We start from the raw sequence: 23,661 nt of genomic DNA on the forward strand, positions 1-23,661 counted from the left end.
TTCGCCATTCAAGATTTCTGCCACAGCGAGACATAATGACCAAATCTCCAGCATTCCCGACCGCCAGCCCACCACAGCCGGAGAAACGGCCGGTCTTCGACACACATCATGGGATCACGCGGAGCGACGACTACGCCTGGCTGAGGGCCGACAACTGGCAAGAGATGTTCCGGGATCCTTCCCTGCTCGATGGCCAGATCCGTGCCCAGCTCGAAGCCGAGAACGCCTACCAGGCGACGCTGATGGCCGACACCGTGCCGTTGCAGAAGCAGCTTTTCACCGAGATGAAGGGACGCATCAAGGAAGACGACTCTACCGTACCGATGAAGGATGGACCCTACGCCTATGGCTCCTCCTTCAAGCTTGGCGGCGAGCAGCCGCGCTATTTCCGCATGCCGCGCGACGGCGGCGAGGAGCAGATCCTGCTCGACGGCGACGCCGAGGCCGAGGGCAAGCCTTATTTCCGCCTCGGCGAGGTCGACCATTCGACCGATCACGGCAGACTGTTGTGGGCGTTCGACGACAAGGGCTCCGAATTCTTCACGCTCAGAGTACGCGACCTCGCCAGTGGCGAAGAGCTGGCCGACATCATCACCGACACTGGCGGCGGCGGCGTCTGGAATGACGGCAATGACGGGTTTTTCTACACACGCCTCGACCCCAATCATCGTCCGTCCAAGGTGCTGTTCCATGGCCTTGGCGACCAGCCTGAAAACGATCGGCTGATCTATGAGGAAACCGATCCCGGCTTCTTCATGAGTGTCGGCGGCACCCGTTCGAACGAATGGATCATGATCGGCATCAACGATCACGAGACATCGGAATATCGGCTGATGCGCGCCAGCGAGCCGTTCGCCGAACCCAGGCTGGTTGCAGCGCGCGAGACCGGCCTGCAATACGACCTTGAAGAAGGCGGCGACATCTTCTTCATCCTCACCAATGCCGACGGCGCCAAGGACTTCAAGATCATGACGGCGCCGGCCAGCGAGCCGGTGCGCGCCAACTGGCAGGAACTGGTGCCGCACGAACCTGGCCGGCTGATCCTTTCGGTGATCGGCTTTAAGGATCACATGGTCAGGCTCGAGCGCAAGGAAGGCCTGCCGCGCATCGTCGTGCACGACCGCAAGAGCGGCGAGGAGCACCTCATCTCGCTCGACGAGGAAGCCTTTTCGCTTGGCCTGTCGGGGTCCTACGAATACGACACCGAGATCATGCGCTTTTCCTATTCGTCGATGACGACGCCGGCGCAGGTCTTCGACTACAACATGCGCAGCCGCGAGCGCGTGCTGCTCAAGACCCAGGAAGTCCCGTCCGGCCACGATGCGAACCACTATGTCACGCGCCGGCTGATGGCGCCCGCCACTGACGGCGAACTGGTGCCGATCTCGCTGATCCATCACCGGCAGACGCCGCTCGACGGATCGGCGCCTTGCCTGCTCTACGGCTATGGCTCCTACGGCATCACCGTGCCGGCCGCGTTCAACACCAACTGCCTGTCGCTGGTCGACCGTGGCTTCGTCTATGCGATTGCCCATGTGCGTGGCGGCAAGGACAAGGGCTATGGCTGGTACGACGACGGCAAACGGGCGCACAAGATGAACACGTTCACCGATTTCATCGCGGTTGCCCGTCATCTCGTCGCCGAGCGCTACACCACCCATGACCGCATCGTCGCGCAAGGCGGCTCGGCCGGTGGCATGCTGATGGGCGCGGTCGCCAACATGGCGCCGGAGTGTTTTGGCGGCATCGTTGCCGAGGTTCCCTTCGTCGACGTGCTGACCACCATGCTCGACGCCACCTTGCCGCTGACACCGCCTGAATGGCCCGAATGGGGCAATCCGATCGCTTCGGAGGAGGACTACCGGACGATTTCAGCCTACTCGCCCTATGACAATGTCGCGGCACTCGATTACCCGCCGATCCTGGCGCAGGCCGGCCTCACCGATCCGCGCGTCACCTACTGGGAGCCGGCCAAATGGGTGGCGCGGCTGCGCGAGCGCAAAAGCGGCGACAATCCGGTGCTGTTCAAGATCAACATGGACTCAGGACACGCCGGCGCATCGGGCCGGTTTTCGCGGCTCGAGGAGATCGCCTTCACCTATGCCTTCGCGCTCAAGGTTACGGGCAAGCCCGAACCCGAGGTGACGGGGAAGGCCGATCTTGTCGCACACGAAGTTTTGAGCTGATTTTCCACTCGCAATTGCTACCGCCGCGCGCTACCCAGTGCGCGGCTTTTTTTACAGCCACGTCATCAAATCTCGCAAGGTTTCGCCATGTTGCTCGTTGACGTCTATCTCGACAAATCGTCCATCCAGGGCATCGGTGTGTTTGCCAGGGCCCACATTCCGCGCGGCACGCTGATCTGGAAGCTGGACCCGCGATTCGATCGGATCATCGACGTGGAAACTTACGAGAGCGAAAGCGGATCGGTGAAGAGCTATCTCGACCGCTATTCCTACCCCGACCGGCGCGACCCGAACTACATCGTCTTCGAAGCCGACGATGCGCGCTTCATGAACCATGCCGATGAGCCGAATTGCGACGTCTCCTCACCTGAGGAAACATACGCCTTGCGCGATATCGCGCCCGGCGAGGAACTGACCTGCGACTACAATCATTTCTTCGAGACGGGCTTCGACTTTCTCGGCGACCGCCATTTGTCGCCGGAAAACTAGACACGAGTATCAAGGCAACATTCGTACCGCAGGGTTCGGGTATACTTGGCGTACTCCAGTCTAGAAGCCAGTCAACCCGAGACAGAAAGCCGAAGTGGCTGTCTTTGCCACAATGTCCGCGGCTGCTCGCGATCATGCCCTGACACACCACCGCAGAGCTTCAATAGGTCACCGCATTGTCGACGCAGCCCTGCACTCCCTGAGCCAGGCGCCGGCCGGCCGATAGAACGCTGATCTCAAGCACATTCAGTGCGGCCAAGACTTTCAGTGACCTGATTCGGATGGGTTGATTCGATTATGTCGCACGCCCGGGCAAGACCTGAGAAAAGGTTTTGGTCAGCGTATTCGACCCCACGTCGGCAATAATCAGCTGCCTCGATCCCACAGAGCCGAGCCAACGCCCGGACAAACTCGTCGAGATCAAAAGGCTCTTGGAGAACGACCCCTGCGCCGCTCTTGGAGATGTGGTCTGAAAATCCGCAGACGCTGGTGGCAACGACCGGCAAGCCGTTGACTATGGCTTCGAGGATTACCCCACCCGTGACATCTGCGCGCGCCGGGTGAGCAAGCACATCGGATGCGCTCAAAACAGCCTTGAGACGGGCATCGGACGCATATCCAACGAAATGGACCCTGTGTTCCAAACCGAGCCTGGTGACCGTAGCCCTGTAGGGCCTAAGCTTGGGACTGGCGACTTCGAGACCCGCGACCACCAAGTGCGCGTCGTGGGATTTGGCCAGTGCCTCGATCACGCGGTCCAGACCTTTTGTATGCGGCTGTAGGGCCAGCCAGAGCCACACCTTTGCGTCGGCCGGCAGCCCAAGCTCGCTGCGCGATGCCGCGCGCAGATGGGAAGCGCGGGCATCTGGATAAACCCGGTCCCGCGAAACCGTTGGTGGCAGAACAAGAATTCGATCTTTCACTGCAGGGTATGCGCTCTTTGCTGCATCCAGTTGCCGCGAAGACAGGCACAGAACGACAGTCTTTGATCGAGGTCCGAATGCGTTGGCTTCAATACGAAGCAAAGTCTGATAACGCGGAGTAAGCCGTTTCCAGAGTGGCAGATTGGGCCTGTTGAGTATCGGGTCCGCCAGGAACAAAACATCAACTGCAGCCATCATCTGGAACGCTACCGTTTTGTCGAACCCACGCTTGGAGGCCTCCACGAAGTTCTGACCAAACCGCCTCATTCTCTCATGATTTGTGAAAGCGTTGTCATTCATCGAAAGGCAAACGGTTGGAAAAGGTATCGGATTTTTTGCTCGCGCGACGAAGAAGACGGGTTCATGACCTCGTCGAGACAATTCACCCGCAAGGCGCAGTGCCGAATCCTCGAGCCCACCCCGCGGATCAAGCGAAAAAATTCCCAGCGCAATCTTCACGGGCGGCACCAAACCGTTTACTTGCCAAAGCCATATGGTTTTGCAGCGTCGAGGTCGGCGCCTGAGAAAGCGCTGTGTGTGGTCGCGCGATGCCCAGAAAACTCTCTGACTATGGTCTGAACGATTTCTTGCATCTTAGGCCTCTCACCCAACGGTATAAGACGCTCCGCTACCGCTTTGTCGATGACAAGTATGTGAAGATGCCTGTCCAGTCGACTGAATTCGCCGATATCGTAAAGTGTATCCGCGGCAAGAACGTCATAGCGACGGTCGCCTTTGAGGATCCTGACTGCCTGGCGCTTCACTTGGCTCTTCTCAGGAAATACGTCGTTCTGGATCAGGTGATCGTGTTCGACAATTCCAGGCTTGAAAAGACGCGCGTCGTTAACGCCGAGGTCGCGAAAGCTTACCATGCGAACTATGTCTGCTTGCCTGCCAATCCCTGGACAGGCCGTAACGGCAGCCGGTCCCATGGCATAGCCCTCAACTGGATCTGGCACAACGTTCTGAAGCCGGGAGAGCCGAACGCCTTCGGCTTTGTTGATGACGACCTCTACGCCATCGCCCCCAATCCGTTTGCTCCCCTGGACAAGTATCCGTACTACGGCGATGTCCGCGTGGCAGCAGACCGTTGGTTTCTTTGGGCCGGATTTTGTTTCTACCGTTTCGCCAGCGTGAGCGATCAACCGCTGGACTTTGGGCTCGATTGGTTCGTGGGGCTCGACACTGGGGGCGCAAACTGGGATGTTCTGTATAAGCACTTGCCACGCGACACGTTGCCAGCACGTCCCGTGGAATGGATGTCCATCCTGGCCGGGGTCGACGATCACCAAGCAGGGATCGAACGGCGAGGTGATTGGATCCATGAAGTCGGATGGACCTGGTCGATAGATCCGGTGCTAAATTATCGCAAACGAAAAGCGGTGGTGGAGTTGCTGGCGCCGCATCTGCCGGCTAATTTTCACCTTCCGTGCGAAAGAATGAGCGACCCGCGTTGGGAGCCTGTAAAGTGATGATGTGGTGAGCAAGTTCAGCGCCGAAGTCGCCGTCGTCTTACCCGTCCGCAATGGCGGCATTTTCCTGAACGCTGCGATTGGCAGCATCCGCGATCAGACATTCAGCGATCTTGAGATAATCGTCGTCGATGACGGTTCGACTGACAATACCGCAGAGATCGTGGCCGTCCATGCCGCTCAAGATGAGCGCGTCACGCTCCTGAAAACATCAGGGCAAGGGATCGTCGACACACTCAATACGGGGCTGGCACACACGATCGCGCCACTTGTCGCCAGGATGGATGCCGATGACGTCGCCGAGGCCAGTCGCATCGATTTGCAGCGCAAAGCGATGATGCGAAAACAGGATTTGGTTGTTCTCGGAAGCTCGGCATGGACGATAGACAGCGATGGCAAGTTGGGCGCGCCCATCGACATGCAGATCGATCCTGACCGCATAAGACACCAGCTTCGCACGCAAAATCCAATTCTGCACCCAACCGCAATGATAAGAAATGCGGCCTTAAGGAAAGTGGGCGGATATCGGGGCGGCTTTCCCTATGCTGAGGACTACGATCTATGGCTGCGGCTTTCCCGTGAAGGTCCGATCGGTTCCCTGCCTGATCGATTAATGCGTTTGCGCAGGCATCGCAACCAGACGTCCAGGCTCCACCGGTTGGACCAGAGGGCGGGGGCGGCATTGGCGAGACTTCGATTCTTCAGTCCCCTTGCCGTTGGGCCGGAGACTGGAGTTGCTGCCACCAATGATCCCTTCACCAGCTATCTGACCGCGCGAGTCAACTCAGGCGTCGCATTCGGCGAAAGTGAATGGAAGGAGATAGCCTTGATTCTTCGCGCGTGTCAGGGACGACGAATGTTGGGCAAGAAGCTCAGGAGAGAGATTATCGCGATGCTCTCGGGCCAACTGTCGGTGGCTTCGCTCCTTGCCTTGCGCGTGAAACTGTTGGCCCGCCAGTGAGCCGTCTTGTCATCGATCTGTCGACCCTGCTGCAATGGCACGGACCCGCGGTCGGCATCACGCGCTGCCAGCAGCAATATGCTCTGTATGCGTATCAAAACATCCCAGGAACGGTATTTACCGTCTTTGACCCATCGCAGCTCTGCCTGCGCCCAATCTCGCATCACCTTGTCGAATCCGTGATTGAGGGGCGCACGAAGCTCTACCTCGGGATGTCGAAAATCCCTGGGGAAACGAAAGTTCGTTTCGTCGACACGATTCCACAGTCCTTGCGGATGCCTTTCTTTTGGTTGACGAAATTCAGGCGAACGCTCGCGCTCGCGCTTGAAGAGCGCCGCATTGCTGCGGTCTCGCCAATCGCCGCAAGCAGATGGGCGCGACTGCAAGAGCGGATTCTCAGCCCAAAATTGCGTCGAGTCTTTTTCGACGACCGGGGTCAGAGGGTCAACCTCCCCAGTCTCGACCAGTTGGCCGGCCAAGCCCTGCAATTCGGCAAGAACGACGTCACTGTGGCTATCCAGAACGACTGGACGCATACGGCGATTGGGCCGATTCTGGATCAAAGAGATCGAACGGGCTCGCGACATGTTGTCCTGTGTCATGACATCATTCCGATCCGATTTCCGGAATGGTTCGCTCCACATGATGTCGTGGCTTTCCGCCGCTATTTCGACCTGGCGTTCGCTCGTGCCGATCGCTGTGTTTTCACATCCCGAAACACCATGAAAGATGTGGAGCAGCATTGTCTGGCAAACGGTCTCGAAATGCCTGATTGCCGGATCGTCCCGTTGGGGTCAAACCCTTTCATACCGATCACGCAGCCTTCGCCACTCCCAGCAATGCTGCATCCCAACAGGTTCGCGTTGTTCGTGTCCACGCTGGAACCGCGCAAGAACCATCGCCTCTTGATCCGAGTCTGGCGCCAGCTGATCGAGGACGGAACTATTGGGCGCTCCGGGTTCAAGCTGGTTTTTGTCGGCCGCAAGGGCTGGATGATGGACGAGTTGTTCGCCGAACTCGAAGGCGACGCCATGCTGTCGTCGACTGTCATCCATCTGGAGGGCGTCGATGACGCGACACTGAACTCTCTTTATGAAGCCGCTGCTTTTTGCCTCTATCCACCGCTCTACGAGGGCTTTGGACTGCCACCTGTCGAGGCGCTTCAGCATGGCAAGGCACTGATCGCGTCGAATACAGGTCCCATACCGGAAATTGTCGGCGACTTTGCCATCTGCCTTGATCCAAACGATGAGCAGGCCTGGACCCGGCGGCTGCGCGCCTGGCTCACCGGCGACGCCGAACCTCGAAGACTCGCCGCACACACCAAAGCAGTCTTTCAGTCCGTGACCTGGTCGCAGTCGGCTCGGTTATTCTTTGAGGCAGCTTTGTCTTCGACCTCACGACCGCACTGACACACGGCTGCAAATGCTAAGCGCGCCTTTGTCACCGATTAGGACGGATGCTATCTCGCCAAACTCCCTGCTCGATAAGGGTTATGACCCAGAGCCAGGAATTTAAGCCGGACCACATGAAAAAATCCGGGCCATGGAGAGGAAGGAGCCAGTGCTCTTGGATAGCGGAGATAAGTCCAGGACGAAATCGTAGAAAACGCGTGCTCGGCTCAAATCTTCCTTTGCCTTCGCATCAAAACATCGACATAGCGCACGTCAAAAGCCTCCATAATACAACTCGCAAGGGAAAAGGCCGTGGCAAAAAGGACCGCATTGATAACGGGCATCACCGGTCAGGACGGAGCGTATTTAGCCAGGCTACTGCTTGACAAGGGATACCGCGTAGTCGGCTCCATGCGTCGCACGTCGGGGATTGGAACGTGGCGCTTGCAGGAATTGCAGGTTCTTGGTGACATCGAATTCGAGTCGATGGAACTGACCGAGGAATCTAACGTCCGAACGATTCTGGAGAAGGTCAAACCGGATGAAATATACAACCTCGCGGCTCAAAGCTTTGTGGGGGATTCGTTCACGCAGCCCATTTACACAGCCCAGGTTACTGGAATTGGCGCTTTGAGACTGCTGGAAAGCGTCAGGACCGTCCTTCCCACGGCGAAATTTTATCAGGCTTCAAGTTCCGAAATGTTCGGCAAATCGCAACAGGTTCCGCAGACCGAAAAGACCCCCTTTTATCCGCGCAGCCCTTATGGGATCGCCAAGCTTTTCGCGCATTGGGCCGTCGTAAACTATAGAGAGGCGTTTGGACTACATTGCTGCAGCGGCATCCTGTTCAACCATGAATCGCCCTTAAGGGGGAAAGAATTCCTGCCTCGAAAAGTGAGTCTGGGCATGGCAAAATATGCCGTGAGAGGGGAAGGTCCTTTGAGGGTTGGCAACCTTGAGGCAAAGCGGGATTGGGGTCACGCCAAAGACTATGTCGACGCTATGTGGAGAATGCTGCAGTCGACGCCTGCAATGGATTTTGTTGTCGCGACGGGCAGAACGCACACCGTTCGTGAGTTCATCGAAATGGCCGCTGACGCCAGCGGAATCGCCTTGGATTGGAAAGGAACCGGGCACGACGAGTTGGCAATCGACAGAGCAAGCGGAAACATCGTTGTGGCTATCGATCCGACTTTTTATAGACCATCCGAAGTTGACCTGCTTGTCGGGGATCCCTCTCTGGCGAAAGACGTGCTTGACTGGAGGCCATCTGTTCGATTGGAGGATCTGGTCGCCGAGATGGTAGAGGCCGATCTCCGGCGTGTATCTTCAAACGAGATTTCAGGTATCTAGGTCGCCGGCTTTTTGCGCGGCGGATAGCCGTTGGGGTGCGGTGGTATCGCCTTCAGATAGGCTGATATCGCCGCACGATCTTCCGGCGTCAGCTCGGCCATATTCTTCTGCACATCGACCATGGCGCCACCGACGGAATCGAAATCAGGCGTGAAGCCGGTTTCGAGATAGTTGGCGATGTCGACCTCCGACCAGTCGCCAATACCGCCCTCGCCCGATGTGATGTTCGGCACGATGCCGCTGCCCTCGGCGGCCGCGGCGCCCGCCAGCCACTGGCTTTTCTTGCTGCCGCCGGTGAAGGCGCGCGGCGTATGGCATTCGCCGCAATGGCCAGGCCCCTCGACTAGATAGCGGCCGGCCATCACCGGATCCGGCGTGCCGTCGGGCAAGGGAACGACCGGCTGGTCACTCAGATAGAGGCGTTTCCAAAGCCCGAGACCGCGACGGATGTTGAAGGGAAAGTTCAAGGCGTGGTCCGGCGCCTTGCCAGCGACCGCCGGAAGCGTCTTCAGGAAGGCATAGAGATCGGCAATGTCTGATGGTTTCATGCGCGCATAGGAGGCGTAGGGAAAGGCCGGGTAAAAATGCTCGCCGGTCGGCGACACGCCCTTCAGCATGGCGTTGGCCAGGTCTTCGACCGACCATGCACCGATGCCGTCCTTGGCATCCTGCGAGATGTTGGGCGGCACGAAGGTGCCGAACGGCGTCTTCAGTTCGAGGCCGCCAACCAGTTGAAGGCGGGCGTCACCCTTCGAGCCCGGCTTCGAATGGCAGGATGTGCAGCCGCCGGCGTTGAAAATGCGCTTGCCCCTGGCGGCATCGCCGGGGCCGAGCTTTGCCACGGTCTCGGCGTCCAGCCTGGCCGGCGCCGACAGCACCCAGCCGGCAACCGCGCCGACGCCACCCAGAACAAGGGCGGCGCCGATGAATTTTTTCAGCCAGGGCATCGGCTGCGATCAGCCTTTTTTGACCCTGTAGGTTTGATGGCAGGTGCCGCAATCGCTACCGAGGGTGCCGATCTGCGCCTTGAGCGCGTCGACATCCGCAGGCGCCGCAGCGACCGCCGCTTTGACGTCGGCGATGAATTTGTCGTTGGTTGCCTTGAAGCCGGTCATATCTTCCCAGATCTTCGGCGATGCCGTGGTGTCGCCAGCGTCGCTGCCGGCGGGGAAGAGCGCGTCGACATCGACCTTCTCGGCATTGGCCTGCAGCGCCTGCAATGCGGTGAGCACGGCAGCGGCGTCGAACGGATCCTCACCTTTGACCACTTTCGACAGGCCGCCGACGATCTTTCCACGTTCCTTCATCAGAGCCTGCCGGTCGAGGACCGGATCGGCAAAGGCCGCCGAACCGGCGAGAGCGAACATAGAGATGGCGAGGACAAGCTTTCTCATTCATTTGGCTCCATGATGGACAGAGTTTGGGACAGAACGGTAACGGCGACGATGGGTTGAATATTCCCGGATTTGACCTCGAGGCTGCGTGATTTCTGAAATTATCGGTTTTCTGGAATGTCAGCCCTGGACCCGAAAAAAGAAAAGCCCCGGTTGCGCCGGGGCTTTTCAGCAAATCGATCAGGCCTTGGCCTTCTCGTAAAGCTCGAGGACATGGTCCCAGTTGATGAGACTGTCGACGAAGGCTTCGAGATATTTCGGCCGGGCGTTGCGGTAGTCGATGTAATAGGAGTGTTCCCAGACATCGACGCCGAGGATGGGCGACGCGCCATGGACGAGCGGGTTCTCGCCGTTCGGCGTCTTCGAGATGGCCAGCTTGCCGTCCTTGACGGAAACCCAGGCCCAGCCCGAGCCGAACTGGGTGGTGCCGGCGACGATGAAGTCGGCCTTGAACTTGTCGTAGCCGCCAAGGTCGCTGTCGACGGCCTTTTGCAGGGCACCCGGCAGTTTGGTGCCGCCGCCGCCCTTCTTCATCCACTTCCAGAAATGGATGTGGTTGTAGTGCTGGGCGGCATTGTTGAAGAGGCCGGCATTCTTGCCAAACGACTGTTTCACCACGTCCTCGACCGAGAGATCGCCGAGGCCCGCTTCGGCGGCCAGCTTGTTGCCGTTGTCGACATAGGCCTTGTGGTGCTTGTCGTGGTGATACTCCAGCGTCTCCTTCGACATGTAAGGCTGCAGGGCCTCGTAGTCGTAAGGCAAGGCGGGCAATTCAAAAGCCATCGGTCATACTCCTCGTGGAAAAAATCCGGTGTCGATACCGGATAAACATAGGTCTGGATTGGTCTGGAACAACTCCGGGATGAAGCGCCGGTTCCCTTTTTAGCGGCTCAGCCGGCGGAAGTCGAATGCGCCCAATCCCAATAAAGTTCGCGCGCCTTCTTGGCCACCGGCCCGGGCTGCAGGTTGCGATCTTCGATGCGCGTGATCGGCACGACTTTCGAATGGTTTCCGGTCGAGAAGATTTCATCCGCTTCGAGGAAATCGCGCACCGACAGCGTCCTTTCGGTGGTCTTGAAGCCGTATTCGCCAAGCAGCGTCATCGTCCTGGAGCGGGTGATGCCGGACAGAAAGGTGCCGTTCGGCGCTGGCGTCAGCACGTGGCTGTCCTTGACCAGGAAAATGTTGGAGCTTCCGGTCTCGGCGACATTGCCCAGCATGTCGAGCACCAGCGCATTGTCGAAGCCGCGCATCTTGGCTTCGAGGATGGCCCTGCCATTGTTGGGATAAAGGCAGCCGGCCTTGGCATTGGTCGGCATGGTTTCGATGGTCGGCCGCCGGAACGGCGACACCGTGACCGAAAAGCCGGTCGGCGAGATCATCGGCGATTCGTAGAGGCACAGGCAGAAACGGGTCGAGGCCGGGTCGGCCGGCACGCCCATATAGCCGCCATGCTCGGCCCAATACATCGGCCTGATATAGACCGCCGTCTTGCCGTCGAATTTCTTCAGCCCGTCCCAGGTCAGCCCGACGATCTTGTCGGGGCTCATCGTCGGCTTGAGGCCAAGGGCGATGGCCGAGGAATTCACCCGCGCGGCGTGGAGCTCGAGGTCGGGAGCCACCCCTTCGAACCAGCGGGCGCCGTCGAAGACGCTGGTGCCGAGCCACATGGCATGGCTGCGCGGTCCTAGAATGGCGACGTTGCCTTCATGCCAGTCGCCATCGACGAAGGTCCATGTCACGGATTGCGCCGCTGCCGCCAGTGTCATTGCTTGGTTCCGTTCCGATCCTATCGCGTTCGGTCATTGGAAGATGCTTTGGCCGGCGCCGTCAACCGGCATGAGCCAGATTTTGTTGAGGCCAGCAGAGCTTAGCTACAATCAGCGCTTGCACCTTGCCTTGCCGCGCCTCAAGACTGTAGCCATGCACCATGCAGCCTATGTTTTCGACGCCTACGGCACTCTGTTCGACGTGCACGCCGCCGTGCGCCGTCACGCCGACCAGATCGGACCGGACGGCCAGCTGCTGTCAGAGATCTGGCGCGCCAAGCAGCTGGAGTATTCCTGGGTGCGGACGCTGATGGGCGCCTATGCCGATTTCTGGCAGCTCACCGAACAGGCGCTCGACTTCGCCTTGCGCAAGGTTCCCTCGGCGGACAAGGGGCTGCGGGCCAAGCTGCTCGAGGCCTATTGGCGGCTCGACTGCTACCCGGAAGTACCGGCCGTGCTCAAGGCGCTCAAGGCTTCGGGCGCCAGGCTGGCGATCCTGTCCAACGGCTCGCCTGAAATGCTGGAAGCGGCGGTCAAATCCGCGGCACTCGACCAGGTTCTGGACGACATCTACTCGGTCGACGCGGTCAGGCGCTTCAAGACCGACCCTGCTGTCTACGAGATGGTGACGACGGGCTGGCGCCTCTATCCGAGTGCGGTGTCGTTCCAGTCGTCCAACCGCTGGGACATTGCCGGCGCCACCAAATTCGGCTTCCGGACGGTCTGGATCAACCGCTCAAACCAGCCCGAGGAATACCGCGATTTTCCGCCGGCCCTGATCCTGCCGTCGCTCGAAGGGCTCTTGACCGGCGGCTGAACACCTGTTGCCGCCCAGCAACAGTGGCAGAGCCGCCACAGCTTTGCCTTTGTTTGCCCACCCTCAGGCCAGAATCGGAACCGCCTATCGCGCCGGGCATTGGTAGGGTTAGCGCCGTACCGGCTAGCGTATTGACGCTTTGTTTCTACTTGAGACTTCATAAAGGCAACCATGTTCACAACCGAAATCGAATCCTATCGTGTGAGCCGTCGCGGCTTTCTCAATGCCGCAGCGCTTGGCGCCGCCTCGATTGCGGTTTCCGCTTGCGCCACGGTGGCGCCGCCGGTCGAACCGCCGCCGCCGGCCTATGAAGAGCCCCCCCTCGGTGACTATGCGACAATGTACGGCCCAATTTCAGACAGCGGCTTCGACCTGCCGGCCATCCCGATCAACAAGATGGACCCGCAGTTCTTGCGCCAGATCGTTCCCGACCCGACCGGCCAGAGGCCCGGCACCATCATCGTCGATACGACGAACCATTTCCTCTATCTGGTGCGCGAAGGTGGCCAGGCCATCCGCTATGGCGTCGGCCTCGGCCGCGCCGGCTTCGAATGGTCAGGAGACGCCGTTGTCCAATGGAAGCAGAAATGGCCGAAATGGACGCCGCCGGACGAGATGGTTGCCCGGCAGCCTGAACTGGAGCAGTACAGCGCCAAGAATGGTGGCATGCCCGGCGGGCTGAAGAACCCGCTCGGCGCACGTGCGCTCTATTTGTTCCAGGGCGATGTCGACACACTCTACCGCCTGCACGGCTCGCCCGAATGGAACTCAATCGGCAAATCCGTCTCGTCGGGCTGCGTGCGCCTGATGAATCAGGACATCATCGATCTGTTCGACCGCGTGCCCTCGAAGTCGCCGGTGATCGTCACCGCCAATGTCGGTCAGGACATGGTTGCGACGGCAAACCGCAGAGCCATTCCGATCGATGCCGGCGTGCCGGAAGGATCCATCCTGCTCGGCCCGGTCAAGGCGATCACCAACTCGATCTTCTGATCTGCCGAAGCGAAGGAGCGGCGGGCTTTCGCCGCTCCGGCTTTCTCAGCGTCCTCTGGACAGGCTCCCCAATATGCCGCGCACGATGGCGCGGCCGACAGACGAGCCGACCGAACGCACCACCGATTTGATCGCGGCTTCGGCCACCGTCTGGCGATTGGACGGCCGCGGCGCCGGCGCCCGCCGGCCGGTGGGCTGCGGCGCCGGATCGTCATTGCCAAAGCCGGGGATGGTCCAGCGCGAGCGGCCGCTGTCTGCCTGCTGCGCCTGTTCTTCGGCGTCCTGGGCATCCTTGGCTTTCTTCTGCAGCATCTCGAAGGCCGATTCGCGATCGATGGTCTCTTCGTATTGTCCCGCGACCGGGCTCTCGGCGATCAGCTTGCGGCGCTCGTCTGAAGTGATCGGGCCAAGCCGCGATGATGGCGGGCGGATCAGCGTTCGCTGCACCATGGACGGCACACCCTTGGTTTCCAGCGTCGAGACCAGCGCCTCGCCGGTGCCGAGCAGAGTGATGGCGGTGGCGCAGTCGAAGTCGGGATTGGGCCGGAAGGTGTCGGCGGCGGTCTTCACCGCCTGCTGCTCACGCGGCGTATAGGCGCGCAGCGCGTGCTGGACGCGATTGCCGAGCTGGGCCAAAACCTTTTCGGGCATATCCAGGGGGTTCTGGGTGACGAAATAGACGCCGACCCCCTTCGAGCGGACCAAGCGAACCACCTGCTCGACGCGGTCGATCAGCACCTTCGGCGCTTCGTCGAAAAGCAGATGCGCCTCGTCGAAAAAGAACACCAGCTTCGGCTTGTCGGGGTCGCCGACCTCGGGCAATTCCTCAAACAGCTCCGACATCAGCCAGAGCAGGAAGGTTGCGTAGAGCCTGGGGTTCATCATCAGTCTGTCGGCGGCAAGCACGCTGATGGCGCCGCGGCCGTCACGCGTGGTGCGCATGATGTCGGCGATCCGCAGGGCCGGCTCGCCAAAGAAGTGCGTGGCGCCCTGCTGTTCCAGCACAAGCAGCGTGCGCTGGATGGCGCCGACCGACGGCTTGGTGACATTGCCGTAACGGGAGCTTATCTCCTCAGCGCGGTCGGCGATGTTGGCGAGCAGCGCCTGCAGGTCCTTCATGTCGAGCAGCAGCAGCCCGTCCTCATCGGCGATGCGGAAGGCGATGTTCATGATGCCTTCCTGCGCCTCGGACAGGTTCATCAGCCGAGATAAAAGCAGCGGCCCCATCTCCGAAACGGTGGCGCGGATCGGATGGCCCTGCTCGCCGAACAGGTCCCAGAAGATGACCGGGAATTCCTGGAAATCATAGGGATCGAGCTCGACCTGCGCGGCGCGCTTGACCAGGAAATCCTGGGCTGTGCCCATCATGGCGATGCCGGACAGGTCGCCCTTGATGTCGGCGCAGAACACCGGCACGCCGGCATTGGAGAAGCCCTCCGCCAGAATCTGCAGGGATACGGTCTTGCCGGTGCCGGTGGCGCCGGTGATCAGGCCATGACGATTGCCATATTGCAGCAAAAGCTGTTCGGCGCGCTGATAGCTGTCATCGGGCTTGCGGCTGGCGCCAAGGAAAATGCTGGTGTCGTCAGCCATATGTCGGTCTCCGCAAAGCTGATGGCATCGATGCCCGATCCTTTGAAGGCCCGATCTTTTGAGGGCAAAGCGGCCTCGCCGCAGGTATAGTCAGGCCATTGCGCAGCGACAATGGCCATCGTCGAAATGGCTTTTTGCCGCTTGCGGATTTTGCGCATGTTTGGCAATCGGTTGCTGGTTCGCGGTCAGCATGTTGCATTGTGATATCGAACCGGGGACCGTAGACTGACGTTTCAGGCTGATGCGGCCGACAAAATGAGGAATGTGGATGGGCGCCGGTGCCTTGACCAGGGATGACGACCTTCCGAACGCTGACCGGCAGCGATGGCTGGCATTGGCGGAGAAGGCGCTCGCCGGCGGTTCCTTCGAGGAAAAGCTGGTCTCCCATACCGACGATGGCATCCGCATCGAGCCGCTCTATGATCGTTCGCTGACGGCTGAACCGCTGGTCCGCGTCAATCCGAGATCGCCGTGGATCGTCAGCCAGCGCATCGACGATCCGGATGTCGGGCGTGCCAAAGCCCAGGCGATGGACGACGTCGCACAGGGCGCCACGGGATTGTCGCTGGTCTTCGAAGGGGCGCCGAATGCGTTCGGCTATGGCCTGCCGCGGACGGCGAAGGCGCTGGAAACGGTTCTGGACGGCGTGCCGCTCAACCGCATCCAGGTGCGCATCGACGCGCATCCGTGGAGCCGCGCCGTGGCCGACTGGCTGGTGGCGTTCCTCGGTAAACGCCGCTCCGACCCAGCCAAGCTCAACCTCTCCTTCGGCATCGATCCGGCGGCGATCTTTGCTGGCACCGGCCGGCTGCGCATGTCGATCGAGGCCTTGCAGGCATCGATGCCGCAATCGCTGGCGCATTTCTTCTCGATGGGTGTGCCCGGTGTGCTTCTGGAGGCGGACGGGCGGGTGTTCCACAATGCCGGCGCCACCGAGGCGCAGGAGCTCGGCACCATGCTGGCCTCGGCGGTCTCCTATCTCAGAATGTTCGAGCAGGCGCGCCAGCCGCTTGTCTATGCGGCTCCGCATATCGGCTTTGCGCTGAGCGTCGACCAGGATCAGTTCCTGTCGATGGCCAAGGTCCGGGCGCTGCGCCGGCTGTGGGCGCGGATCCAGGAGACTTGCTCGATCCCCGCCTCGACCGCCAATGTCCACGCCGAAACGTCGTTCCGCATGATGACGATGGCGGATCCGGAGACGAACATCCTGCGCACCGCGATCGCCTGTTTCGCAGCAGCCGCTGGCGGCGCGGATTCGATCTCCATCCTGCCGCACACTATTGCGCATGGCTTGCCGGCCGGCTTTGCCCGCCGCGTCGCGCGCAACGCGCAGCTGATCATGGCCAATGAAAGCCATATCGACCATGTCGCCGACCCCGCCTATGGCTCGGGCGCCGTCGAAGCGCTGACTTTGGGCCTCTGCGAAGCCGCCTGGGACGAGTTCCAGAAGATCGAGGCGGAAGGCGGCGTGCTGTCCAGCCTGCAGCAAGGGCATATCCAGAAACGGGTCAAGGCGGCTGCCGCCGGCCGCAACGCCGCCTATCTGGCCGGCGAAAGGGCGATCATCGGCACGACGCTTTATCCGCAGACAAGCGAACGTCCGGTCGAGACATTGGCAGCCGAGCGGCGGCCAGCCTTCACCGAAGGTGTGGCGGTGTGCGAGCCGCTGTTTCCTGTTCGTATCGACCAGTCGATCGGAGCAGCATCTTGATCCCGGATTTCAGCCAGATAGGCTGGGTGCCGCCACGCCGCGCGCCTGTCGAAATCAAGGGCCAGCGGCTGACGCCGGAAGGCCTGATTGCCAAGCATCTGTACAATCAAAGCGACCTCAAGGGGTTGCCGAACCTCGACACCTATCCTGGGATGCCGCCCTTCGTGCGCGGCCCCTATCCGACCATGTATGTCCAGCAACCCTGGACGATCCGGCAATATGCCGGCTTCTCGACAGCCGAAGAATCCAACGCCTTCTACCGGCGCAATCTTGCCGCCGGTCAGAAAGGCCTGTCGGTCGCTTTCGATCTCGCCACCCATCGCGGCTATGACAGCGACCATCCGCGCGTGGCCGGCGATGTCGGCATGGCAGGCGTCGCCATCGATTCCATCCTCGATATGCGCCAGCTGTTCGACGGGATCCCACTCGACGAGATGACGGTGTCGATGACCATGAACGGCGCGGTGCTGCCGATCATGGCGCTCTACATCGTGGCGGCGGAAGAACAAGGCGTTGCGCAGAAGGATCTGGCCGGAACCATTCAGAACGACATTCTGAAAGAGTTTATGGTACGCAACACCTACATTTATCCGCCAAAGCCTTCGATGCGGATCGTCTCCGACATCTTCTCCTACACGTCGAAGCACATGCCGAAGTTCAATTCGATTTCGATCTCCGGCTATCACATGCAGGAAGCGGGCGCGACAGCCGACCTCGAGCTCGCCTACACGATTGCCGACGGCATCGAATATGCTCGCGCCGGCGTCGCCGCCGGCCTCGACATCGACCGTTTCGCGCCGCGGCTTTCCTTCTTCTGGGCGATCGGCATGAACTTCTTCATGGAGGTCGCCAAGCTGAGGGCAGCGCGCCTTTTGTGGTCGAGCCTGATGAAGAAGAATTTCGCGCCGAAGGACGAGCGCTCGCTGTCGCTGCGCACCCATTGTCAGACGTCGGGCTGGTCGCTGACGGCGCAGGACCCCTACAACAACATTATCCGCACCATGATCGAGGCGATGGCGGCGACGCAAGGCCATACGCAGTCACTGCATACCAATTCCTTCGACGAGGCGATGGCGCTGCCGACCGACCATTCGGCCCGCATCGCCCGCAACACACAGCTCATCCTGCAAAAGGAGTCCGGCACCACGCGCATTGTCGACCCGTGGGGCGGTTCAGCCTATCTCGAACGGCTGACGCATGATCTGGCGGCGCGCGCGCTCGCCCATATCGAGGAGGTCGAGAGCCTCGGCGGCATGGCCGCTGCGATCGAAAAAGGCATACCCAAGCTGCGCATCGAAGAGGCGGCGGCGCGCACGCAGGCGCGCATCGATTCCGGCGAGCAGATGCTGGTCGGCGTCAACGCGCATCGCCCCGAGAACGACATCGACGTCGATGTGCTGAAGATCGACAATGCCGAAGTCAGGGCGCGGCAATTGTCGAAGCTGCAACGGCTGAAGGGTACACGCGATGTCGCCGCTGCCGAGAGCGCGCTCGATGCCCTGACCCGTGCCGCCGAGAGCGGTGAAAATCTCCTGGAATTCGCCATCCGTGCCGCGCGCGCCAATGCCACGGTCGGCGAGATTTCATTGGCGTTGGAAAAGGTCTTCGGCCGCCATGTCGCTTCGGTGCAGACGATCTCCGGCGTCTATCGCAACGCGCTCGGCGACAACCCGGTGGTCGACCGGCTGCAGGAAAAGATCGAGGCCTTCGAGAAGAAAAACGGCGGCAAGCCGCGCATCCTCGTCGCCAAGATGGGACAGGATGGCCATGATCGCGGCCAGAAGGTCATCGCCACCGCCTTTGCCGATCTCGGCTTCGACGTCACCGTCGGCGCGATGTTCCAGACGCCGGAAGAGATCGCAAAGCTCGCGGTCCAACATGACGTCCACATCGTCGGCGCTTCATCGCTGGCAGCGGGGCACCTGACGCTCATTCCCGAACTGCGCGACGCGCTGAAGAAGCTCGGCCGCGACGACATGCTGATCGTCGCCGGCGGCGTCATCCCGCCACAGGATTACGACGCGGTGCTGCAGGCCGGTGCGGCGGAAATCTTCCCGCCGGGCACGGTCATCCCGGAAGCGGCGGAGCGGCTGATGGATCGGCTGCTGACTGGCGGTTAGAGGCGCCAATCGGCGCACCAGAGGTGAAAGCTCTAGCTATCCGAGAGCTTGACGATCTCCCACTCCTTGCCGTTGACGCTCGCCACGTCGCCGACCTTCTTGCCGTACAAGGCCAAGGCCATCGGCGAGACGTGGGAAATGCTGCCTTTGGCAGGGTCAGCTTCGTCCTCGCCGACGATCTTCCAGTGGACTTTCCTGTCGTCATCGCCTTGCAGCGTGACACCCATGCCGAAGCGCACCAGATCGCTGCCGGGCTCCGGCACGGACAGTTCGGCGCTCTCACGCCGTGCGGTCCAGTAGCGCAGGTCGCGTGACACCAGCGCGATGCGCTCGCGCTCGGCTTTCTTCTCCGCCTTGGCCAGTTCGTCGCGCAGACCAGCGAGTTCCGCCTCGATCTGCGCCAGGCCGTGTTCCGTCACCAGATTGCGGTGCGGGCTGACCGGCCGCTCGCCGATGCCGGCAATGGCATTTTCGCTGTCTTCCTCGCGGGTGAAAGCTCTGCTCATGCATGGAATTTAGGCGCGTCGCTGCGACTGCACAAGCCATTGCCGGCAAGCCGACCTCAGGGCCTGCGGCGCCTGGCACGAATCCTGCGATATCACGACCGGACGCCAGGATTCTGTGCCGATGTTGAACAGACGAACGCTGCTGACGCAGACCGCCGGCTTTGCCGTGATCGGCCTCTCGCTCGGCAAGGCAGCCGCTGCCAGCCTGCCCGGCATCGAGAAGGCCTCGATGCGCGGTTCGATCAACGCGACCGATCTCGGCGTGCAACCCGGCACGCTTGACGATCAGAGCAAGGCCTTCGCCAAGCTGCTGCGCGACGCCAGCGAGGGCGACATGCCGGTGTTCCTGCCACCAGGCGCTTATGTCGTGTCCAACCTCACCTTGCCTGCCCGCGTCAGGCTTTCCGGCGTGCCGGGTGCTTCGCGCATCGTCTATGGCGGCAACGGCCATTTGGCGATGACCGAACAGGCCGAGCATATCGAATTCAGCGGGCTGGTGTTCGACGGCGCCAACCGCTGGATGGCCGACTACGTGCAAGGCCTGCTCGATTTGCGCCACATCGCCCACCTCGTCGTCGACAATTGCCGGATCACCGGCAGCGGCAAGCACGGACTGGCGCTCGAGCACGCGTCGGGCCGCATCGAGCGTTCGGAGATTTCGGGTGCTGCCGACGCCGGCATCTACTCCGTCGAGGCCGGCGGACTGGAAATCACAGGCAACACCGTATCCGATTGCGGCAATGGCGGCATCCTCGTGCATCGCTGGCAAGTGGCTGAAGACGGCACCATCGTCAGCGGCAACCGCGTCCAGCGCATTGGCGCCCGCAGCGGCGGAACCGGCCAGAACGGCAATGGCATCAATGCCTTTCGCGCCGGCAACGTCTCGATCTCGGGCAACATCGTCTCCGACTGCGCGTTCTCGGCGATCCGCGCCAACAGTTCCAGCAATTTGCAGGTCACCGGCAACACCTGCTCGCGGTCGGGCGAAACGGCGCTCTATTCCGAATTTGCCTTCGAAGGCGCGATCCTCAGCAACAACATCGTCGACGGCGCTGCCAACGGCATCTCGATCGTCAATTTCAACGAAGGCGGCCGCATGGGCGTGTGCTCGAACAACATCGTGCGCAACCTCTCGACGTCAGGTCCCTACCCCGCCGATGTGCCCGGCTTCGGTGTCGGCATCAGCGTCGAGGCCGACACCACGGTTTCCGGTAACGTCATCGAGAACGCGCCGCTCTACGGCATGCAGATCGGCTGGGGTGCGTATATGCGCAATGTGGTGGCGACCGGGAACATCATCCGCAAGGTGGGAATCGGCATCGCCGTCACCGTGGTCGAAGGAGCCGGGACAGCTGTTATTTCCGACAATGTCATCGACGGCGCGAAAAACGGCGCCATCATTGGCCAGCGCTGGGCCGAGCCCGTGACCGGCGATCTCGCCTCGCTAGGCAATGCGGGATACGCGCATCTCACTGTCGAGCGCAACCACGTCAGCTAGAATTCGGGTGAGGCCGGCCTGCAAATGGTGGCTCCCTCCGCTTCCGGTATTCACGTACCAAAGTACGCTCCGTTCCGGTTCTCGGAACCCACCATTTTCGGCTCGGCCTGACCCGAATTTTCACCGGGAGGCGTGTATTCGTCAGCTGAGCGCCGCTGTCGGCCGTAGCGCGCCGACCTTGGCGCCGATCCGGCTTGCGATGGCTGGATTTGCCTGTTCGGTCAATGTCGCGGCGAGAGCCGCGTCGGTCCGTAGCAGCTTGGCCAGCACGGTGGCGATCATCGCCTCGGCGGCGCGGCCGGCGCCGTCATCGCATTTGAGCGCGATGCCGAGGCCGAGCTCGGGAAGTGCTGCGCAATAGACGCCTTCGGCGCCGGTCTTGACGAAGATACGGCCGGGCGCGGCCTGCATCAGCGCGACGTCGGCCTTGCCGGTGCCGGCGACGAGGAACGGCTCGGCCATGCAGGCCGACAGCAGCCGCTTCGCCGCTTTGGCGCGCTCGGGCGCGAAGCCCCTGCCCGTCGCCATGCGGGCAAAGCCGAAGGCAAAACTGCGCAGCGGCACGGCGTAGGTCGGGATCGAACAGCCGTCGATCGCCCAATCCTCGGCACCATGGCTCGCGCCGGTCACCGCTTGCATGGCATCGCGCACCATCTCCTGCTGCGCATGGCCCGCCTTGACGTAGCCGCGATGGGCAATGCCGGCGTGGACGCAGGTGCAGAGGAAACCCGAATGCTTGCCGGAGCAGTTGTTGTGCAGCGGGTTCGGCACGCGGCCGGTGCGGGCCAACGCAATCTCCGCGTCGTGGCTCGATGGCCAGTGCGCGCCACACTCCAGGGCGGTCTCATCGAGGCCGGCCTTGGCCAGCATCGCACGCGCCAGTTCGACATGCGCCGGCTCGCCGGAATGCGAGGCGCAGGCCAGCGCCAGCTCGCGGTCGCCGAAGCCATAGGCATCGGCGGTGCCACTTTCGACCAACGGCAGCGCCTGGATCGCCTTGACCGCCGAGCGCGGGAACACCGGGCGCGTCGTGTCGCCGATCTCCAGGAACGGCTTGCCGTCGGCATCGAAGACCGCGACGGCGCCGCGATGGCCGCTCTCGACGATCGCGCCGCGCAAGACCTCGACCAGAACCGGATTTGTCATGTCACCTCCCGTAAATGCGGGCGGTTTATCTGATCCGGTCGAGAATGGAAACGTAGTTGGCGACCGCGGCACCGCCCATGTTGAAGATGCCGCCGAGTTTTGCGCCCGGCACCTGGATGCCGCCGGCCTCGCCGACAAGCTGCATGGCGGTCAGCACATGCATGGAGACACCGGTGGCGCCGATCGGGTGGCCCTTGGCCTTCAGCCCGCCGGAGGGATTGACCGGCAGCCGGCCGTCCTTCGCGGTCTCACCGCTCATGGCCAGCTTCGCCCCCTCGCCCGGTTTGGCCAGACCCATCGCCTCATATTCGATCAGCTCGGCGATGGTGAAACAATCATGCGTCTCGACGAAGGACAAATCGTCGAGCGTGACGCCGGCCTGCTTCAGCGCCTGGTTCCACGCCTGCTCGCAGCCTTCGAAGGTCAGGATGTCGCGCTTCGACATTGGCAGGAAATCCTGCACATGCTGGTTGGCGCGGAAGGCAACGGCACGGCGCATCTTCAGCGCGGTTGCGGTGTCGGCAAGGATCAAGGCCGCGGCGCCGTCCGAGACCAGCGAGCAGTCGGTGCGCTTCAAGGGACCGGCAACGAAGGGGTTTTTTTCGCTTTCCTGGCGGCAGAACTCATAGCCGAAATCCTTGCGCATCTGCGCATAGGGATTGTCGACGCCGTTCTTGTGGTTCTTGGCGGCGATCATGGCAAGCGCATCCGACTGGTCGCCGTAGCGCTGGAAATAGGCTTGCGCGATCTTGCCGAAGACGCCGGCAAAGCCAGCCGGCGTGTCGCCGTCCTCGGGCAGATAGGAGGCCTTGAGCAGGTTCTTGCCGATCTCGGGGCCTGATGTCGTCGTCATCTGCTCGGCGCCGACCACCAGCACGATGCGAGCGGCATTGGCATCGATGGCGCGGATGCCTTGCCTGACCGCCGCCGAGCCGGTGGCACAGGCGTTCTCCACCCGCGTCGCCGGCTTGAAGCGCAGCCGGTCGTCGGCCTGGAGAACCAGGCTTGCGGTGAAATCCTGGGCGGAAAAGCCGGCGTTGAAGTGGCCGAGCACGATCTCGTCGACCTCGTCCGGGCCGATGCCGGCATGGTCGAGCGCGTCCGTTGCCACCTTGACGATCAGGCTCTCCAGCGTCTCGCCTTCGAGCTTGCCGAAGCGCGAATGCGCCCAGCCGACGATGCATGCTGTCATCTCAACCTCCATCCTCGACGCCAGCCTAGCACGTCCTGCGGCGCCTGCGCTTCGAATATTGTTCAATCATGAACCGTTTTCCTCGCCGCGTGAAGAGCCAGAAACGCCTGTCGTTGGGCCACCTGATCTTCGCCTCGAAATCGC

Annotated in this window: 21 protein-coding genes; 11 read left to right on the plus strand and 10 right to left on the minus strand. The window is 61.4% G+C overall.

All coding sequences use genetic code 11. From position 1 onward, the window contains the following. Positions 1-35: 35 nt before the first annotated feature. Complete coding sequence (locus tag AC1DXN_RS01365; RefSeq protein WP_477272007.1) at positions 36-2,186, plus strand: S9 family peptidase; 2,151 nt, start codon at positions 36-38, stop codon at positions 2,184-2,186. A gap of 87 nt (positions 2,187-2,273) precedes the next feature. Beyond that, positions 2,274-2,675, plus strand: coding sequence for an SET domain-containing protein (locus AC1DXN_RS01370; RefSeq protein ID WP_378978788.1), 402 nt, complete (start codon positions 2,274-2,276; stop codon positions 2,673-2,675). Between the two features lie 236 nt (positions 2,676-2,911). On the opposite strand, the gene AC1DXN_RS01375 is transcribed toward AC1DXN_RS01370, so the two are convergent. Further along, positions 2,912-4,057 carry a glycosyltransferase family 4 protein gene (locus AC1DXN_RS01375; RefSeq protein WP_477272005.1) on the minus strand — a complete coding sequence of 382 codons (1,146 nt, stop codon included), beginning with the start codon at positions 4,055-4,057 and terminating at the stop codon, positions 2,912-2,914. 89 nt (positions 4,058-4,146) lie between these two features. Between AC1DXN_RS01375 and AC1DXN_RS01380 the strand changes: the two genes are divergently transcribed. The 4 genes from AC1DXN_RS01380 to gmd all read left to right on the plus strand — a co-directional run bounded on the left by AC1DXN_RS01380 (position 4,147) and on the right by gmd (position 8,778). Continuing rightward, the gene (locus AC1DXN_RS01380; protein WP_477272003.1) at positions 4,147-5,070 is read left to right on the plus strand and encodes a hypothetical protein; all 924 of its coding nucleotides are present in this window, start codon (positions 4,147-4,149) and stop codon (positions 5,068-5,070) included. Positions 5,071-5,077: 7 nt separating this feature from the next. Continuing rightward, complete coding sequence (locus tag AC1DXN_RS01385) at positions 5,078-6,031, plus strand: glycosyltransferase family 2 protein (RefSeq protein ID WP_477272001.1); 954 nt, start codon at positions 5,078-5,080, stop codon at positions 6,029-6,031. Then, a complete protein-coding gene (locus tag AC1DXN_RS01390; protein WP_477271999.1) occupies positions 6,028-7,443 on the plus strand; it encodes a glycosyltransferase family 4 protein in 1,416 nt (471 codons plus the stop codon). Before AC1DXN_RS01385 ends, AC1DXN_RS01390 begins: the two co-directional genes overlap by 4 nt. A gap of 294 nt (positions 7,444-7,737) precedes the next feature. Further along, a complete protein-coding gene (gene gmd / locus AC1DXN_RS01395) occupies positions 7,738-8,778 on the plus strand; it encodes a GDP-mannose 4,6-dehydratase (RefSeq protein ID WP_477243739.1) in 1,041 nt (346 codons plus the stop codon). Here gmd and AC1DXN_RS01400 read toward each other — a convergent pair. The 4 genes from AC1DXN_RS01400 to AC1DXN_RS01415 form a co-directional block, all read right to left on the minus strand. Continuing rightward, complete coding sequence (locus AC1DXN_RS01400) at positions 8,775-9,725, minus strand: cytochrome c (RefSeq protein WP_477271997.1); 951 nt, start codon at positions 9,723-9,725, stop codon at positions 8,775-8,777. The genes gmd and AC1DXN_RS01400 overlap by 4 nt on opposite strands. A gap of 9 nt (positions 9,726-9,734) precedes the next feature. After that, complete coding sequence (locus tag AC1DXN_RS01405) at positions 9,735-10,172, minus strand: c-type cytochrome (RefSeq protein ID WP_477271995.1); 438 nt, start codon at positions 10,170-10,172, stop codon at positions 9,735-9,737. 180 nt (positions 10,173-10,352) lie between these two features. After that, positions 10,353-10,955, minus strand: a complete 603-nt coding sequence (locus AC1DXN_RS01410) for a superoxide dismutase (protein ID WP_477271993.1) — start codon at positions 10,953-10,955, stop codon at positions 10,353-10,355. A gap of 107 nt (positions 10,956-11,062) precedes the next feature. Next, positions 11,063-11,941 (minus strand): branched-chain amino acid aminotransferase, encoded by an 879-nt coding sequence (locus AC1DXN_RS01415; RefSeq protein ID WP_477271991.1) that lies wholly within the window; start codon positions 11,939-11,941, stop codon positions 11,063-11,065. A 154-nt stretch (positions 11,942-12,095) separates the two neighbouring features. Here AC1DXN_RS01415 and AC1DXN_RS01420 point away from each other — a divergent pair, with 154 nt between their 5' ends. Both AC1DXN_RS01420 and AC1DXN_RS01425 read left to right on the plus strand, forming a co-directional pair. Then, positions 12,096-12,758: a haloacid dehalogenase type II gene (locus tag AC1DXN_RS01420; protein WP_477244030.1), complete on the plus strand. Its 663-nt coding sequence runs from the start codon at positions 12,096-12,098 to the stop codon at positions 12,756-12,758. Positions 12,759-12,929: 171 nt separating this feature from the next. Next, a complete protein-coding gene (locus AC1DXN_RS01425) occupies positions 12,930-13,751 on the plus strand; it encodes a L,D-transpeptidase (RefSeq protein WP_477243729.1) in 822 nt (273 codons plus the stop codon). A 45-nt stretch (positions 13,752-13,796) separates the two neighbouring features. Here AC1DXN_RS01425 and AC1DXN_RS01430 read toward each other — a convergent pair whose 3' ends face one another. Both AC1DXN_RS01430 and AC1DXN_RS01435 read right to left on the minus strand, forming a co-directional pair. After that, positions 13,797-15,344 carry a helicase HerA-like C-terminal domain-containing protein gene (locus AC1DXN_RS01430; protein WP_477271989.1) on the minus strand — a complete coding sequence of 516 codons (1,548 nt, stop codon included), beginning with the start codon at positions 15,342-15,344 and terminating at the stop codon, positions 13,797-13,799. After that, complete coding sequence (locus AC1DXN_RS01435) at positions 15,239-15,502, minus strand: hypothetical protein (RefSeq protein WP_477243725.1); 264 nt, start codon at positions 15,500-15,502, stop codon at positions 15,239-15,241. Before AC1DXN_RS01435 ends, AC1DXN_RS01430 begins: the two co-directional genes overlap by 106 nt. A gap of 110 nt (positions 15,503-15,612) precedes the next feature. Between AC1DXN_RS01435 and AC1DXN_RS01440 the strand changes: the two genes are divergently transcribed. Both AC1DXN_RS01440 and scpA read left to right on the plus strand, forming a co-directional pair. Continuing rightward, positions 15,613-17,055, plus strand: a complete 1,443-nt coding sequence (locus tag AC1DXN_RS01440; RefSeq protein WP_477271987.1) for a methylmalonyl-CoA mutase subunit beta — start codon at positions 15,613-15,615, stop codon at positions 17,053-17,055. Next, positions 17,052-19,175 carry a methylmalonyl-CoA mutase gene (scpA, locus tag AC1DXN_RS01445; protein ID WP_477271986.1) on the plus strand — a complete coding sequence of 708 codons (2,124 nt, stop codon included), beginning with the start codon at positions 17,052-17,054 and terminating at the stop codon, positions 19,173-19,175. Before AC1DXN_RS01440 ends, scpA begins: the two co-directional genes overlap by 4 nt. A gap of 32 nt (positions 19,176-19,207) precedes the next feature. On the opposite strand, the gene greA is transcribed toward scpA, so the two are convergent. Then, complete coding sequence (gene greA, locus AC1DXN_RS01450) at positions 19,208-19,681, minus strand: transcription elongation factor GreA (RefSeq protein WP_477271984.1); 474 nt, start codon at positions 19,679-19,681, stop codon at positions 19,208-19,210. 121 nt (positions 19,682-19,802) lie between these two features. Here greA and AC1DXN_RS01455 point away from each other — a divergent pair, with 121 nt between their 5' ends. Next, entirely contained in the window at positions 19,803-21,179 is a 1,377-nt protein-coding gene (locus AC1DXN_RS01455) for a TIGR03808 family TAT-translocated repetitive protein (protein WP_477271983.1), read from the plus strand. 141 nt (positions 21,180-21,320) lie between these two features. Here the strand turns inward: AC1DXN_RS01455 and AC1DXN_RS01460 are convergent, their stop codons facing one another. Next, complete coding sequence (locus AC1DXN_RS01460) at positions 21,321-22,325, minus strand: asparaginase (protein ID WP_477271981.1); 1,005 nt, start codon at positions 22,323-22,325, stop codon at positions 21,321-21,323. A gap of 25 nt (positions 22,326-22,350) precedes the next feature. Next, positions 22,351-23,517, minus strand: a complete 1,167-nt coding sequence (locus AC1DXN_RS01465) for an acetyl-CoA acetyltransferase (protein ID WP_477271979.1) — start codon at positions 23,515-23,517, stop codon at positions 22,351-22,353. Between the last annotated feature and the right edge of the window lie 144 nt (positions 23,518-23,661).

This window comes from Mesorhizobium sp. P2_H9 (assembly GCF_056403215.1).